Source organism: Nocardiopsis dassonvillei subsp. dassonvillei DSM 43111, assembly GCF_000092985.1.
GTDB lineage: Bacteria > Actinomycetota > Actinomycetes > Streptosporangiales > Streptosporangiaceae > Nocardiopsis > Nocardiopsis dassonvillei.
Genome location: NC_014210.1, coordinates 2,728,278 through 2,743,099, shown reverse-complemented (window position 1 = coordinate 2,743,099; position 14,822 = coordinate 2,728,278). Strand labels below are relative to the sequence as shown.

The following is a 14,822-nucleotide window of genomic DNA, read 5'->3' as shown; positions in this document are numbered from 1 at the left end:
GTCGTGGTGGTTTGTCCCGGGTTACGGTGGTGACATGAGCCTTGAGTTGCCGACCGACCGACTCCTCATCCGGGAGTGGCAGCTGGACGACGCCGAGGAGGCCCTGCGCATCTACGGGGCCGACGAGGTCGCGCACTGGCTGACGCCGGAATGGCATCCGGTGCACGACACCGACGCGATGCGCCTGGTTCTGCACGCCTGGGTCGAGGCGGGGCCCAACCTGATTCCGCCCGCGGGGCGTTGGGCCATCGTCCGCGAGGAGGACGGCCAGCTCGTGGGAGGGCTCTCGCTCAAGCTCCTGCCGCCCTTCGAGGAGGACTTCGAACTGTCCTGGGTGCTGCGTCCCGACGTGTGGGGCCAGGGGTACGCCACCGAGGCCAGCCAGGCCATCATCGCGTGGGCGTTCAAACAGGGCATCGAGGAGGTCTTCGCGGTCGCGCGTCCCAACAACGAGCGGGCGATGGCCGTGGCGCGCAGACTGGGCATGGAGTGGGTCGGCGAGACCGAGAAGTACTACGACATGCGACTCCAGGTCTTTCGCCTGCGCCCGAGCTGAACCGGGCGAACGGCCCGCCGCCGGCCCCCGTGGGGCGGCGGACGCCGCCCGCTCCGGACACGTGCGGCCCGGCCGGTCTCCCGGCGGGGCCGCACGCGTTCACGGGCTCAGCCGTCCAGGAACTTGGCGATGCGCTCGGTCTCGGACTCCGACAGCCTGATCGCGGCGGCGGCCGTGTTCTCCTCCAGGTGCGCCACCCGCGACGTGCCCGGGATCGGCAGCATGACCGGCGAGTGGTGCAGCAGCCAGGCCAGCGCCAGTTGCGCCGGGGTGACCCCGTGCTCGGCGGCCAGCGGGGCCAGGGGAGAGTCCGGCCCCGCCAGCTCGCCGCGTCCCAGCGGAGCCCAGGGCAGGAAGGCCGTCCCGTCCCTCTCGCACTGTTCCAGCACGTCCTCGCACTTGCGCGAGATCGGACCGTACCAGTTCTGCACCGACGCCACCGGTGTGATCGCGCGGGCCGCCGAGAGCTGCTCCAGGGTCACCCCCGTCATTCCGATGTGGCGGACCTTGCCCTGTTCGCGCAGCTCCACCAGGGCGCCGAGCTGGTCGGCCAGCGGCACCTGGGTGTCGATCCTGTGCAGCTGGAGCAGGTCGATCCTCTCCACGCCGAGGTTGCGCAGGCTCAGCTCCGCCTGCTGCTTGAGGTACTCGGGGCGGCCCAGGGGGTGCCACTCACCCGGCCCGGTGAGGGCGAAGCCCACCTTGGTGGTGATGACCAGGTCCTCGGGGTAGGGGTGCAGCGCCTCGCGGATCAGCTGCTCGCTGATCTGGGGTCCGTAGCAGTCGGCGGTGTCGATGAAGTTCACGCCCAGCTCGACCGCGCGCCGCAGCACGGCCAGCGCCTCGTCGCGGTCGCGGGGCGGGCCCCACGCCCCCGGGCCGACGAGCTGCATCGAGCCGTAGCCCAGGCGGTGCACCGGCAGGTCGCCGCCGATCACGAGGGTTCCCGACTCCCGGGCGGTGTGCGGTGCGGTGTGTACGTCGGTCATGAGGGTTCCTTCCGGACGGCGCTGGGCCGAGCGTGCGGAGCCGGGGCGGGAACCGGGCGGGGACGCGCGAGACCGGGCCTCCGGCGGTGTCCCGGGAAGAATCTCAGCAGGTGGGACCGGTCGCAAGCAACCACGGGGCGCGTCGGAGCCCAATCCCGACTCCGCGCGGCCCCCGTGGGGGAGGAAGTCCGTCAACGGTGCTTTTGCCCGGTGCCCGCCGCCCGTCCGGTGCGGGCGGCCCCGCCGCGGACCCCCGGGGCCCGGAGTCCGCGACGCGGTCCCGGAGGAACCCGGATCAGGTGCCCAGGTACTGGCTGATGCGCTCGGTCTCGGCCTCCGTCAGCCGCACCGCGGCGGCGGCCGTGTTCTCCTCCAGGTGCGCCACCCGCGACGTGCCCGGGATCGGCAGCATGACCGGCGAGCGGTGCAGGAGCCAGGCCAGGGACAGCTGCACCGGGGTCACCCCGTGTTCAGCCGCCATCGCGGTCAGCGGGGAACCCGGCCCCGCCAGCTCGCCGCGCCCGACCGGCGCCCAGGGCAGGAAGGCCGTCCCGTCCTTCTCGCACTGTTCCAGCACGTCCTCGGACTGGCGGAACGACGGCGCGTACTGGTTCTGCACCGACGCCACCGGCGTGACCGCGCGGGCGGCGGACAGCTCGTCCACCGTCACCTCGCTCAGTCCGATGTGGCGGATCTTGCCCTGTTCGCGCAGCTCCACCAGGGCGCCCAGTTGGTCGGCCAGCGGCACCTCGGGGTCGATCCTGTGCAGCTGGAGCAGGTCGATCCTCTCCAGCCCCAGGTTGCGCAGGCTCAGCTCCACCTGCTGCTTGAGGTACTCGGGGCGGCCCAGTATGTGCCACTGCGCCGGTCCGGTGCGCGCGAAACCCGCCTTGGTGCCGATGACCAGGTCGTCGGCGTAGGGGTAGAGCGCCTCGCGGATCAGCTGTTCGCTGATCTGGGGGCCGTAGGAGTCGGCGGTGTCGATGAAGTTCACGCCCAGCTCGACCGCGCGCCGCAGCACGGCCAGCGCCTCGTCGCGGTCGCGGGGCGGCCCCCACACCCCCTCGCCGACGATGCGCATCGCCCCGAAGCCCAGGCGGTGCACCGGCAGGTCGCCGCCGATGGCGAAGGTTCCCGACTCCCGGGCGATGTGTGGTGTGGCGTGTAGGTCGGTCACGGTGTCCCTTCCGGACGGCGCTGGGGCCGTGTGCTCAGAACTTCCAGGTGGGGGGCGCCGCACGGTTCCCATATGCGTGGATTCGCGTTCCCGGCGGTGTTGCGGGCAGGATCTCAGGAGGCGGCGCGCGCCCGCAAGGCGCCACGGGTGCGCCGGGGAGGGGGACCGGGTGGCGGGGGAGCTGGAGCGGTTGCTGGCGGGAACGCGGGTCCGGCTGCGCCCGGGCGGTTACGTCTTCACCACCGTGCCGGACCGCGCGTCCCTGCCCGAGGGGGTGCGCCCGGTGGTCACGGTGGCCGAGGACGAGGCCCTGACCGTGGTGTGCCCGCGTGAGGAGGCCGACGCGGCCGGGCTGCCCCACGACGACGCGCTCGCCTGGATCACGCTGGAGGCCCCCGCCGGGGCCCAGGCGGTGGCTCTGGTGGCGGCGGTGGCCGCCGCGCTGACCGGAGCCGGTCTGCCGTGCGACGTGGTGTCCGGCTTCCACCACGACCACGTGTTCGTGCCCGAGGAGGCGGGGGAGCGGGCGGTGGCGGTGCTGCGGGCCCTCCTCGGCTCCGAAGGGGGCTGCTGAGCCCACGCCACCGCGCCGGCTCACCCCCGCGCGGGGCCGACCGAGGCCAGGTCGTCCTGGAGCAGCCCGAAGGCCCGGGTCAGGATCACCCTGCGCCCCCCGCACGCGCAGCGCTGGTAGGCGACGACGCCCTCGCTGGTGGTGTGGTCCGACTCGGTGGTCCAGTGGTGTTCGTGCCGTGTGTGCATCGGGCCAGTCTGGTGTAATGGCATTATGCATCTCAACCCTTACGGCGAGGATCCGGTGACCCTGGCCGTGGACCTGGTCAACCGGCCGCTGAGCGGTGTGTCGGACCTGGAGCGCCGCTGCGCGGGAGTGGGCTTCCTCCTCGAACGCCCCGTGGGCGAGGACGACGTGGCCGCCGTCGGTGAGTTCCTGAGGCGCTGGACGCGGGTGGTGGACGCCCCCGACGCGCCCGCCCGCGCAGAACGGCTCAACCCGCTGCTCATCGAGTTCTCCGCCGCCCCGCGCCTGACCGACCACGCGGGTACCGGGTGGCACCTGCACTACCGCCCCGACCTGCTGCCCGCCCACCGTCAGGTGGCCGCGCTGGTCTCCGTCGGCACCGCCCTGCACCTGACCGGCCGGGGCATGGACCGGCTCGGCCGGTGCGCGGCGCACGGCTGCGACCGCGTCTACGCCGACTTCTCGCGCGGCGGGCGCCAGCGCTACTGCTCGCCCGCCTGCGGCAACCGCGACGCCGTCCGGCGCCACCGTGCCCGGGCGGCCCGGACCTGACGCGCGGCCCGGCCGACCGTCCGCCCCGGGGCCCGCGTCGCGGCGGGGACGTTCAGGGCGCCACCAGACCTTCGCCGAGGCCTCCCGCGTCGCGGCGGGTGCGATCCGGGCGCCACCGGTCAGGCCCTCGCCGGGAGGGCTCCCGCGTCGCCGGGCGGCCCGCAACCGCAGGGTGGGGGTCAGGAACCCGCGTCGCGGCGCGCCACCGAGGCCAGGTCGGCCTCGATGCGCGCGGTGGTCTCCAGCAGCGCGGGCAGCAGGTCGCGGCGCACGTCCTCGATCGAGGCCCGGTTGGCGTGCGCGGACACGTTCGCGGCCGCGATCACCCGGCCCGAGCCGTCGCGGATGGGCGCGGCCAGCGAGCGCAGGCCCTCCTCCAGCTCCTGGTCGACGATGGCGTAACCCTGCTCGCGCACCCGCTCCAGCTCGGCGCGCAGCTCGGCCGGGTCGGTGATGGTGAACCGGGTCAGCGGGGCCAGCTCCACCCGCGCGAGGTAGGCGTCCAGGTTCCGGTCGTCGTGCCCGGCCAGCAGCACCCGGCCCATCGAGGTGGCCGAGGCCGGGAAGCGGGTGCCCACCCGGATGGCCACCGCCATGATCCGTGAGGTCGCCACACGCGCCACGTAGAGCACGTCGTCTCCCTCCAGCACCGACACCGAGGCGGACTCGTGCACCCGGGCGGAGAGGTCCTCCAGGTGGGGCTGGGCCACGTCGGGCAGCCCGGCGGAGGCCACGTAGGCGTAACCCAGCTCCAGCACGCGCGGCGTGAGCGAGAACAGCCTGCCGTCGGTGCGCACGTAGCCCAGGTCCACCAGGGTGAGCAGGAAACGGCGTGCGGCGGCGCGGGTCAGGTCGGTCTCGCGCGCGACCTCGCTGAGCGTCATGGAGCGCCGCTCGGCGGAGAAGGCGCGGATGACCGTCAGGCCGCGCTCCAGGGACTGCACGAAGTGGGCGCCGCGGGCCTCTTCTTCTTCGGTCGGCATCTGCTCTTCCCGGTTCGGTTGCGGGGGCGGCTGGCCGCGGCCCCCGGAAAGGTTCTCACACCGGTCGGACGGAGCGGCGGGGCCCGTTCCCGGGGCGCCGCGGGGGCGTCCGGCGCCGCCGCGTCCGCCGGGCAGGTCCGCCGGGGAATGGGAGCGCACGCTCTTCCCGGCGGCGCCCCGACGCCCCCGGACGGCGCGGGCGGTCCTCCCGCCGGGTCGCCACCAGCCTCCCGCCGGGGCCGTCCCGACCGGATATCGGCGACAGCCCCTCACGCCCGGAGTGTTCGTGCTACAACGGAAAGTGACCAGGGGGCGCCCCTGCTCCGGGCGCCAAGCCCTGCGACGACCGAGGGGGACGACGGTGGACGTGATCGGAGCGGGCTTCCCGCGCACCGGGACGACGTCGGTGAAGGCCGCGCTGGAACGGCTCGGCTTCGGCCCCTGCCACCACATGTCCGAGGTGCTGGACTCCTCGGACCTGGCGGCCCGCTGGGCCGGGATCGCGGACACCCCCGCCGGGGAGGTGGACTGGGCGCGCCTGCTGGAGGGCTGGCGCTCGGGCGTGGACTGGCCGCTGTCGTTCTTCTGGCGCGAACTCGCCGACGCCTTCCCGGACGCGAGGATCTTGCTCACCGTCCGCGACCCGCACCGGTGGTACGAGAGCATGCGCGCGACCATCTTCAAGATCGTGAGCGAAGCCGGAGGCAAGCCGACCGGAGCGGGGGTTCCGCCCCTGCTGGGCACGATCCTCCCCCTTCTGGACCGCATGTGGCTCTCGCACTTCGGGGTCCCCTCCGGCGGGAACCCCGATGAGGCGACCGCGGTGGCGGCCTTCGAGCGGCACACGGCCCGTGTGGTCGCGGAGGTCCCGGCCGACCGGCTGCTGGTGTACCGGGCAGGGGAGGGGTGGGAGCGCCTGTGCGCCTTCCTGGGCGCCGACGTCCCCGACGAGCCCTTCCCCCGCCTCAACGACACCGAGGAGATGCGCGCCAAGCACGAGAGGTGGCGCCGCGGTGAACCCGCGACCTGACCGGAAGCCCCCTCTGGCCGGGCTCCGCGCCGCCTGAGCCCGGTCCCGGCGCCTGGCCTTCGTGGCGTCTCGGCGAGCCGTTCGTCCGGTGCGGCGCCGGACTCCGGCCGGGTTCCTGCCGCAGGCGCCCCCGGTCCGAGGAGGGCCCGCCGCCCCGCTGCTGCGCCGCTGGAGGCGGCCGTTCGGCCGTCCGGGTGGACGTCCGGCCCCTCGTGATTCCCTCCACCGCACGCACGGTGCGGTCCTCACGCGTGCCTTGACCACGCTCGGGAACGGCGTTACGGTCATAGCCGGGATGTTCGCTCTGAGAACAACCATTCGGCAGCCGAACAGGAGTGCTCCATGATCGTGCCCCTGGACGAGGCGGTACGCGAGCTGGTCCACGACGGCGACACCGTCGCACTGGAGGGGTTCACCCATCTCATCCCCGTGGCGGCGGGGCACGAGATCATCCGCCAGGGCCTGCGCGACCTCACGCTGGTGCGCATGACACCCGACATCGTCTACGACCAGCTCATCGGCGCCGGATGCGCCAGCAAGCTCGTCTTCTCCTGGGGCGGCAACCCCGGGGTCGGCTCGCTGCACCGCTTCCGCGACGCCGTCACCTCCTCCTGGCCCGTGCCCCTGGAGATCGAGGAGCACAGCCACGCCGGAATGGCCAACCGCTACGTCGCGGGCGCCTCCGGCCTGCCCTTCGCCATCCTGCGGGGCTACTCCGGCACCGACCTGGTCGCCGACAACCCCAACATCAGGTCCGTCACCTGCCCCTTCAGCGGACAGGAACTGGCCGCCGTGCCCGCCCTGAACCCCGACGTCACCATCGTGCACGCCCAGCGCGCCGACCGCCGCGGCAACGTGCAGCTGTGGGGCATCACCGGCATCCAGAAGGAGGCCGTCCTGGCCGCCGACCGCGCCCTGGCCACCGTCGAGGAGGTCGTGGACACCCTCGACCCCGTCCCCGGCCAGGTCGTCCTGCCCGCGCGCGTGGTCGACCGGGTCAGCGTCGTCCCCGGCGGTGCCGCGCCCTCCTACGCCCACGGCTACTACGAGCGCGACAACGAGGCCTACCGGGCCTGGGACGCCGTCGGCCGCGACCGCGGAGCCTTCACCGCCTGGCTGGAGGAGCTCACCAGGGCCCCCGCCCCGGTCGAGCCCGCCGGGAGGGGCCTGTGACCGCCGCGCCCTGGACCTCCGACGAGATCATGACCGTCACCGCGGCGCGCTCGCTGCGCGACGGGATGTCCTGCTTCGTCGGCATCGGCCTGCCCAGCACCGCCGCGAACGTGGCCCGCCGCACCCACGCGCCGGGCCTGTGGATGGTCTACGAGTCCGGCACCCTGGGCGCCGTCCCCGACCACCTGCCGCTGTCCATCGGCGACGGCGTCCTCGCCGACACCGCCGACACCGTGGTCTCGGTCCCCGAGGTCTTCAACTACTGGCTCCAGGCCGGACGGATCGACGTCGGCTTCCTGGGCGCCGCCCAGATCGACCGGTACGCCAACATCAACACCACCGTCATCGGCGACTACGCAGACCCGAAGGTGCGCCTGCCCGGGGCGGGCGGCGCCCCCGAGATCGCCGCCTCCTGCCGCGAGGTCGTCGTCATCATGCGGCACAGCCGCCGCGCCCTCGTGGAGAAGGTCGACTTCGTCACCTCGGTCGGCCACGGCTCGGGCCCCGGCGACCGCGAACGCCTGGGCCTGCGCGGCGCCGGTCCGGTACGGGTGATCACCGACCTCGGCGTGCTCGAACCCGACCCCCTCACCCGCGAACTCGTCCTGACCGGTGTGCACCCGGGCGTGGAGGCGGACGCGGTCCGCGAGGCCACCGGCTGGGACCTCGCCGTGGCCGACGACCTCGCCGTCACCCCCGAGCCCACGGGTGGGGAGCTGGCGGTGGTGCGCTCCCTGACCGGGGCCGCCTGAGGGACGCGCGCGGGCACCGGTCCCGTCCGCGCCGCCGGGACCGGCTGGGACGGCCCGCCCTCCAGACCGGACAGACCTCCCCGCCCCCCAGCGGCGGTCGCGAGGCCGGAGCCGCACGAGACGGAACACCGCCATGCCCCACCCCGTCCGACGAGGCTCGCCCGGCGCCCGGGCTGTACATGCCCGGCTACGTCCGCGACCACGACGGCCACCCGCCGCTGGACTCCCCCGGCTACGGGAGCACCGCCCCGCGCCCACCCCGCTCCCGCACGCGTCCACCGGGATCACCGCGCCCTCTTGAGCCAGGACCGCCCGGCAGTCTCGACCACGCCCCCGCCCGCCAGCACGAGGGGGAGCCCCGGGCCGGCGCGTCATCGTGCACGGCCCGGTACCTGGGCTCGGCCTCGGTGTTCACCGACCGGGTCACCCGCGCAGGATCGGGTAGGACCGGCGAGGCGGCCGACACCGGCCCCGGGGACGGCACCGGTCGCGCGGACTGAGCGCGCGGCGGGTGCCGACCACGGGGGAGGCGGCGGTCCCATGGCCGACACCGGCCGCACGGGAACCACCCACAGCGACGAAGGAACACGAGGATTCGATGAGCGTTGACCTGCACCACACCGAGAGCGGACCGGCCGACGCGCCGCCCCTGCTGCTCGGCGGCTCCCTGGGCACCACCACGCGGATGTGGGACCCGCAGGTGGAGGCCCTCTCGACCGTCTTCCGGGTGATCCGCTTCGACCACCGCGGACACGGTGACTCACCCGTTCCCGAGGGGCCCTACAGCATGGCCGACCTGGGCGGCGACGTCATCGCGCTGATGGACCGGCTGGGCATCGAACGCGCCCACTACGCGGGGCTGTCCATCGGCGGCATGGTCGGCCAGTGGCTGGCCGTCCACCACCCCGGACGCATCGACCGTCTGGCCCTGCTGGCCACCTCCCCCCACATGGGCCCGGCCCGGAACTGGCGGGACCGCGCCGCGCTGGTGCGCGCCGAGGGCACCGGGGCCGTGGCGGACTCGGTGGTGGAGCGCTGGTTCACCCCGGCCTTCGCCGAGGACCGCCCGGCCGAGGTCGCCGTGCTGCGGGACCAGGTCGCCGCCACCGCGCCGGAGGGGTACGCGGGCTGCTGCGAGGCCATCGAGACCCACGACGTGCGTGAGGACCTGCACCGGATCAGCGCGCCCACGCTGGTCGTCGCCGGGGCCGACGACCCCTCCACGCCGCCCGCCGGGAACGCCGAGCTGATCGCCGAGCGCGTCCCCGGCGCGCGCCTGGTGGTCCTGGAGGAGGCCGCGCACCTGCTGTCCTGGCAGCGCAGCGCCGAGGTCAACACCCTGCTCGCCCAGCACTTCGCGTCCGCCGACCGCCACGGAGCGGGGACGTAGGTGTGCCGCGCCGTGCCGGGCGACGAGCACGTGGACCGGGCCCGGGCGCGCACGACCGGCTTCACCGAACCGTTCCAGGGCCTCATCACCCGCTACGCCTGGGGCGAGTTCTGGACCCGTCCGGGCCTGGACCGCCGCACCCGCAGCCGCGTGGTGCTCACCGCGCTGGTCGCGCACGGGCACTGGGACGAGCTGGCCATGCACGTGCGCACTGCCCTGCGCAACGGGCTGGAGCCCGACGAGACCGGCGGGGTGTTCCTCCAGTCCGCCGTCTACCGCGGAGTGCCCGCCGCCGACCGGGCCCTCGGCATCGCCCGGGAGGTCCTCGCCGAACAGGACGGGTAGAGGTGAGGGGCGCTGGTCAGGGTCGTGCGCTGACCAGCGCCCTCGCGCATCCGGCCCGGGGACGCGAGGTCCACGGCGCGACGCCGACCGGGGTCCTCCACCCGGACACACCCGGTCGGGTGCGGGCCACGTCGCGCCGGGCCGCCGGGTCAGCGCTTGAAGGCCACGCCAGCCAGCTCCCACAGCTTGACCTTGGGGTCGGCGGGACGGAACACCGGGTCGATGTCCGGGTGGCGCCAGGTGGCGCAGTCCACCGCGCGCGGGCCCCCGTCGCGCCCGTCGGTCCAGGGGCTGGCCAGGTCCAGGCCGTCGAAGACCGCCGAGGCCTCCTCGGGGCTGCGCACCCGGCCCCACGGGGTGCCGAAGGACAGGATCTTGTCGGTCATCCACACGGCGGAGGCCGGATCGTCGGAGACGATGTGGGAGGAGATCAGACACGATCCCGGGGCCAGGCGGTCCATGAGGGCGCGCACCATGCCGAAGGGGTCGCTGTCGTCGGGGATGCAGTGCAGCAGCGAGACCAGCATCACGCACACGGGCAGGTCGGTGTCGATGAGCCTGGTGGTCTCGGGGGAGCTCAGGATCTCCTCGGTGTCGCGGATGTCGGCCAGCAGGAACGAGGTCTGCCCGCTGTCGCTGATCAGCGCCCGGCCGTGCGCGAGCACGATGGGGTCGTGGTCGACGTAGACCACCCGGGCCCGCGGGTTGGCCTGCTGGGCGGCGTGGTGCGTGTTGTTGGCGGTGGGCAGCCCGGCCCCCAGATCGAGGAACTGCTCCACCCCCTGGGCCGCCACGTACTCCACCGCGCGCGAGAGGTAGGCGCGGTTGTCGTTGGCGAAGGCGACCAGTTCGGGGATACCGTCCGCGAGTGCCTCGCAGGCCTTGCGGTCGGCCTCGAAGTTGTCCTTACCCCCCAGGAGGTAGTCGTACATGCGTGCGATGCTGGGGGTTTCCATGTCGATGTTGGGGGGGAAGTGATCGGCCATGAAGGATACCCATCCGATGAAGTGACGAGGCGAGTTCTCTGGCCGAATGGTAACCGTGATCCCACGTCCTTGTGGAGTTTTCCACAACAAAGTTCGAAGTGCGTATTCGGCACCCCATACGCTCACGTTCCGGTCCCTGTTCGCGGTTGTCCGAAACCGGGCAGATCATCGGCCACGAGTCCGGGAGCCGCGGCCCTGACGCGCTCGCCGGAGCCCTCCGGGGGGCTCGGCCGGGCGGGAAGCGGCGGCGCGGACCAGAACGCGGCGGCCGAGCCGGGATCCGCCGTGTTCGCCGGGGGAGGCGGTTCGTCGACGGTATCCAATACCGCTTCTCCGTCATTTCTCCCGATTGTCGGATATTCGCCCGAAAATCCTTTTGCGGTGGCCGTGGAAAACGCTTTGACCTGCGCCACGAGCGCGCGCCGCTCCCGGCCCAGCCACCGGGTCAGCACGAACGGATCGCGGTCGGCCTCGGTGCCCAGCTCCGCCACCGCCGCCACCAGGTGCGCGCACCTGGCGTCCCACCGGTCACAGGAGCAGGTCGCCACCAGCGCGTCCCACCCGCGCGGAACCAGATCCCACCCCAGCAGCGAGAACACCCGGGCCGCCGCCACCGGCAGCTCACCGGCCAGGATCCGGGCGCGGAACACCGGCTGGGAGGCCAGCGCGGCGCACAGGCGCTCCCACTCGGCCTCCGGCGGCACCGTGCGGATCAGGCTCACCTCGTGCGCGCCCGGGCCGCGCACCCGTCCCGTGACCTCGCCCGGACGCACCGACAGCCGCTCCACCCGCGCGTTCCCGGAGGCCGGGCCCGGCTCCCCCAGGGCCTGCGCGAACAGCGGCGACCACGCGCTCACTCGGCCACCGCCTCCGGGGACAACCGCACGACCTCGCGCAGGTCCTGGACGGACAACCCGGTCAGCCACGCCTCACCGGTGGCCACGGCGCCGTCGGCCAGCGCGCTCTTGCGCTCGATCATCTCGTCCACCCGCTCCTCGACCGTGCCCACGCACACCATCTTGCGCACCTGCACGTCCCGCCGCTGGCCGATCCGGAACGCCCGGTCGGTGGCCTGGTTCTCCACCGCCGGGTTCCACCAGCGGTCCACGTGCACCACGTGGTTGGCCGCGGTCAGGTTCAGCCCCGTCCCGGCGGCCTTGAGCGAGAGCAGGAACACCGCCGGGCCCTCCATCTCCTGGAAGCGCTGCGTCATCTCCTCCCGCTCCGCCCGCGGAGTGCCCCCGTGCAGCCACAGCACCGGCACCCCCAGACGCGAACGCAGGTAGGGGGCCAGGCGCTCACCGAAGCGCGCGTACTGGGTGAAGCACAGGGCCTTGTCGCCCTCGGCCGCGGCCGAGGCCAGGATCGCCTCCACCCGCTCCAGCTTGCCCGAGCGCCCCGACAGCGCCGAGCCGTCCCCCAGGAACTGCGCCGGGTGGTTGCAGATCTGCTTGAGCCGCGACATCGTCGCCAGCACCAGCCCCTTGCGCTCCTTCTCTGTCGCCTCGGCCAGCCGCTCGCCCATCTCGTCCACCACCGCCTTGTACAGCGAGGCCTGTTCCGGGGTGAGCGTGCACCAGGTGCGCATCTCCAGCTTCTCGGGCAGGTCGGCGATGATCGACCGGTCGGTCTTGAGGCGGCGCAGCACGAACGGCCCGGTCATGCGGCGCACCAGCGCGGTGTCGGGCCCCTCCTCGCCCTCGACCGCCCGCTCGAAGGCCGCCGCCGTGCCCAGCAGCCCCGGGTTGGCGAACTCCATCACCGACCACAGCTCGCCCAGGTTGTTCTCCACCGGGGTGCCGGTGAGCGCGATCCGCGTGGCCGCGGGCAGCGACCGCACCGCGCGGGCCTGCCGGGTGCCGTGGTTCTTGAGCGCCTGAGCCTCGTCGCACACCACCCGGTGCCAGGGCATGCCCGCCAGCTCCTCGCTGTCGCGGGTGACCACGCCGTAGGTGGTGACGACCAGGTCGCACGAGCCCACCAGGCGGGCCAGGGCGTTGCCCGAGGGCCGGTCCGGGCCGTGCTGGACGTGCACCCGCAGCGAGGGCGCGAACCGCTCGGCCTCGCGACGCCAGTTGCCCACGAGCGAGACCGGGCACACCAGCAGGGTCGGCCCCGGAGCGGGTTCGCGCAGCCGCTCGTCGGTGAGCAGGGCCAGCAGCTGCACGGTCTTGCCCAGGCCCATGTCGTCGGCCAGGACCGCGCCCAGGCCCAACTCGCCCAGGAAGCGCAGCCACGACGCGCCCCGGTCCTGGTAGGGGCGCAGCGAACCCCGGAAACCGGACGGTGTGCCCATCGGGCGAGGCTCGGCCTTGGCGCCCCCGTCCAGCAGCGCGCCCAGCGGACCGGAGGCGACCGCGTCGGCCACCGGCAGGGGAGTGGTGCCCTCCACCCCGATGGCCGTGCGCAGCGCCTCGTCGGTGCGCATCCAGTGGCCGCCGCGCCGCTTGACCAGGTCCAGGGTGGCGCTGAGCCGCTCGGGGTCCACCTCCAGCCACCGGCCGCGCACGCGCACCAGCGAACGCTTGAGGCGGGCCAGCTCGGCGAGTTCGGCCAGCTCGTCCTCGCCGAGCGGTACGGACTCCTCGCCGTCGCGCCCCTGGAGCAGGGCCTCGAAGGACACGTTGACCAGCTCGGAGGGGCCCACCCCGCCGCCCCCGCGTCGGCGGGGCGCCTCCTCGACCGCCACCCGCAGGCCCAGGGCGGGCCTGCCGCGCCACTCGGGCAGGACCACCCCGAACCCGGCGCCGCTCAGCCGGGCGGCGCCCTCGGCCACGAACCGCTCGGCGTCCTCCGTGCTCATCAGCAGCCGGGCCGGGGCCAGGTCGCGCAGCGCGCGGCGCAGCGGCGGATGGTGGCGCGCGGCCCGGCGCAGGTCGGCCAGGGCGGTGGCGTCCACGTCGGCGGGCAGCCAGGCGGCGCCCTCGCCCTGCCACACCTGTTCCAGGGGCAGGCGCAGGCCGGGGTCGCTGACCGAGCGCACCCAGAACTCCAGTGCCCACGGCCCCGCGCGGTCGGGTTCGCGCAGCAGGAACAGCAGCGCCGCCCGCCCCGCGCCGCGCACCCGCGAGCGCCACTCGCGCAGGGGTCCGCGCAGCCGGGCGGCGGTGTCGGCGCCGATCCCGTCCGGGGCGCCGGTGAGCGCGGCGGCCAGCCGCTGGCCGGGGGCGGCGCCGTCGTCGGAGGTCTGTTCCGGGCTGGTCCGGCCCTGGCCTGCCGGGTCGGTCCGGGACTGGTCCACTGGGTCGGTCCGGCCCTGGTCTGCCGGGTCGGTCCGGGCCCGGTGCGCGCGGCGGGGCCGGACCAGGCGGCGGGCCGCCGCGTCGGTGAGCAGTTCCAGGGGGGCGAGCACGCAGGCCCGGGCGATCGCGTCGGGCGGCTCCCCGGGCAGGTGGGCGCGGGCGGAGGGCGGCAGGGCGCCGGTGAGCGCGGCCAGGTGCTCCTCCGCCCAGTCCAGCGGCGCGGGCCGCCAGCGGGCCCGGGCGGGGTCGCCCACCAGGTCGGGCAGCACGCACCCGGAGGTGACCAGGAGTTCGGCGAAGTCGCGGACCGCGCGCAGATGGGCCAGCGAGGGACCGGAGGCGGTGCCGGGGATGTCGCGTGCGGGTGCGGCCAGGAGGGCCTCGGCGGAGGCGGCGTCCAGCCGCAGGGCGGGCACCCGCCAGGGGTGGAAGGCGGCCGGTGCGGTGCCGGGGGCGCGGGTGGAGGGGAAGGGGGCGGAGGTGTCCCCGGGCAGGGACAGGTCCAGGGTGCCGTGCGCGGCGGAGTCCGCCCCGATCCCCGCGTCCACCAGGAGTGCGCTCAGGTCGCGGGCCCCCAGGGCGAACGGGTGCGGGCGCGCACGGCCGTGCGCGCCCCCGGCCGGAGGAGGGGTGGAGGGGGAGGACCCGGCCCGGTCGGACTCGGCCCACACCGCCAGCGCGTCTCCGGCCCACACGCCGTGCAGAACCCGCACCGCACCTCCCGCGTCCTCGCTGACCATCGGCCCCAGTATGGCCGGGGGCGGCGACAGACCGTGACGCGCGCCTGGGAGGAGGAGCGTCTCGCGCTCGGCGGCTGGCCCTTGCCGGAAGTTCCCCGGGCCTGTGACAGGTGTCGCTGCGGGAGGGCGTTCAACGGTGGGGGTTCG

The 14,822-nt window shown here is 74.4% G+C and carries 15 protein-coding genes; 8 read left to right on the top strand and 7 right to left on the bottom strand.

Annotated elements, in window-relative coordinates; translation table 11 throughout:
• The first annotated feature begins 34 nt into the window (after positions 1–34).
• Positions 35–556 (top strand): GNAT family N-acetyltransferase, encoded by a 522-nt coding sequence (locus tag NDAS_RS11340; protein WP_013153322.1) that lies wholly within the window; start codon positions 35–37, stop codon positions 554–556.
• Positions 557–663: 107 nt separating this feature from the next.
• Here the strand turns inward: NDAS_RS11340 and NDAS_RS11335 are convergent, their stop codons facing one another.
• The gene (locus tag NDAS_RS11335) at positions 664–1,545 is read right to left on the bottom strand and encodes an aldo/keto reductase (RefSeq protein WP_013153321.1); all 882 of its coding nucleotides are present in this window, start codon (positions 1,543–1,545) and stop codon (positions 664–666) included.
• Positions 1,546–1,840: 295 nt separating this feature from the next.
• The gene (locus NDAS_RS11330; RefSeq protein WP_013153320.1) at positions 1,841–2,722 is read right to left on the bottom strand and encodes an aldo/keto reductase; all 882 of its coding nucleotides are present in this window, start codon (positions 2,720–2,722) and stop codon (positions 1,841–1,843) included.
• Between the two features lie 169 nt (positions 2,723–2,891).
• On the opposite strand from NDAS_RS11330, the gene NDAS_RS11325 reads away from it, so the two are divergent.
• A complete protein-coding gene (locus tag NDAS_RS11325; RefSeq protein ID WP_013153319.1) occupies positions 2,892–3,296 on the top strand; it encodes an ACT domain-containing protein in 405 nt (134 codons plus the stop codon).
• Positions 3,297–3,316: 20 nt separating this feature from the next.
• Here the strand turns inward: NDAS_RS11325 and NDAS_RS28885 are convergent, their stop codons facing one another.
• On the bottom strand, positions 3,317–3,484 hold the full coding sequence (locus NDAS_RS28885; RefSeq protein WP_019611479.1) for a hypothetical protein: 168 nt from the start codon (positions 3,482–3,484) through the stop codon (positions 3,317–3,319).
• A gap of 25 nt (positions 3,485–3,509) precedes the next feature.
• On the opposite strand from NDAS_RS28885, the gene NDAS_RS11320 reads away from it, so the two are divergent.
• Positions 3,510–4,034, top strand: a complete 525-nt coding sequence (locus tag NDAS_RS11320) for a CGNR zinc finger domain-containing protein (protein ID WP_041552717.1) — start codon at positions 3,510–3,512, stop codon at positions 4,032–4,034.
• 179 nt (positions 4,035–4,213) lie between these two features.
• On the opposite strand, the gene NDAS_RS11315 is transcribed toward NDAS_RS11320, so the two are convergent.
• Entirely contained in the window at positions 4,214–5,017 is an 804-nt protein-coding gene (locus NDAS_RS11315; protein ID WP_013153316.1) for an IclR family transcriptional regulator domain-containing protein, read from the bottom strand.
• Positions 5,018–5,378: 361 nt separating this feature from the next.
• On the opposite strand from NDAS_RS11315, the gene NDAS_RS11310 reads away from it, so the two are divergent.
• The 5 genes from NDAS_RS11310 to NDAS_RS29290 all read left to right on the top strand — a co-directional run bounded on the left by NDAS_RS11310 (position 5,379) and on the right by NDAS_RS29290 (position 9,707).
• Entirely contained in the window at positions 5,379–6,047 is a 669-nt protein-coding gene (locus NDAS_RS11310; protein WP_013153315.1) for a sulfotransferase family protein, read from the top strand.
• Positions 6,048–6,389: 342 nt separating this feature from the next.
• A complete protein-coding gene (locus NDAS_RS11305; RefSeq protein WP_013153314.1) occupies positions 6,390–7,220 on the top strand; it encodes a CoA transferase subunit A in 831 nt (276 codons plus the stop codon).
• Positions 7,217–7,972 carry a 3-oxoadipate--succinyl-CoA transferase subunit B gene (locus NDAS_RS11300; RefSeq protein WP_013153313.1) on the top strand — a complete coding sequence of 252 codons (756 nt, stop codon included), beginning with the start codon at positions 7,217–7,219 and terminating at the stop codon, positions 7,970–7,972. Before NDAS_RS11305 ends, NDAS_RS11300 begins: the two co-directional genes overlap by 4 nt.
• A gap of 598 nt (positions 7,973–8,570) precedes the next feature.
• Positions 8,571–9,362 (top strand): 3-oxoadipate enol-lactonase, encoded by a 792-nt coding sequence (gene pcaD, locus NDAS_RS11295; protein WP_013153312.1) that lies wholly within the window; start codon positions 8,571–8,573, stop codon positions 9,360–9,362.
• A 12-nt stretch (positions 9,363–9,374) separates the two neighbouring features.
• Positions 9,375–9,707 carry a carboxymuconolactone decarboxylase family protein gene (locus tag NDAS_RS29290; RefSeq protein ID WP_232051668.1) on the top strand — a complete coding sequence of 111 codons (333 nt, stop codon included), beginning with the start codon at positions 9,375–9,377 and terminating at the stop codon, positions 9,705–9,707.
• Positions 9,708–9,856: 149 nt separating this feature from the next.
• Here NDAS_RS29290 and NDAS_RS11285 read toward each other — a convergent pair whose 3' ends face one another.
• From NDAS_RS11285 to NDAS_RS11275, 3 genes are all read right to left on the bottom strand, one after another.
• The gene (locus NDAS_RS11285; protein ID WP_013153310.1) at positions 9,857–10,693 is read right to left on the bottom strand and encodes an SAM-dependent methyltransferase; all 837 of its coding nucleotides are present in this window, start codon (positions 10,691–10,693) and stop codon (positions 9,857–9,859) included.
• Positions 10,694–10,815: 122 nt separating this feature from the next.
• A complete protein-coding gene (locus tag NDAS_RS11280) occupies positions 10,816–11,550 on the bottom strand; it encodes an SWIM zinc finger family protein (RefSeq protein WP_013153309.1) in 735 nt (244 codons plus the stop codon).
• Positions 11,547–14,675, bottom strand: a complete 3,129-nt coding sequence (locus tag NDAS_RS11275) for a DEAD/DEAH box helicase (protein WP_232051667.1) — start codon at positions 14,673–14,675, stop codon at positions 11,547–11,549. The genes NDAS_RS11280 and NDAS_RS11275 overlap by 4 nt, the downstream gene beginning before the upstream one ends.
• Positions 14,676–14,822 lie beyond the last annotated feature (147 nt).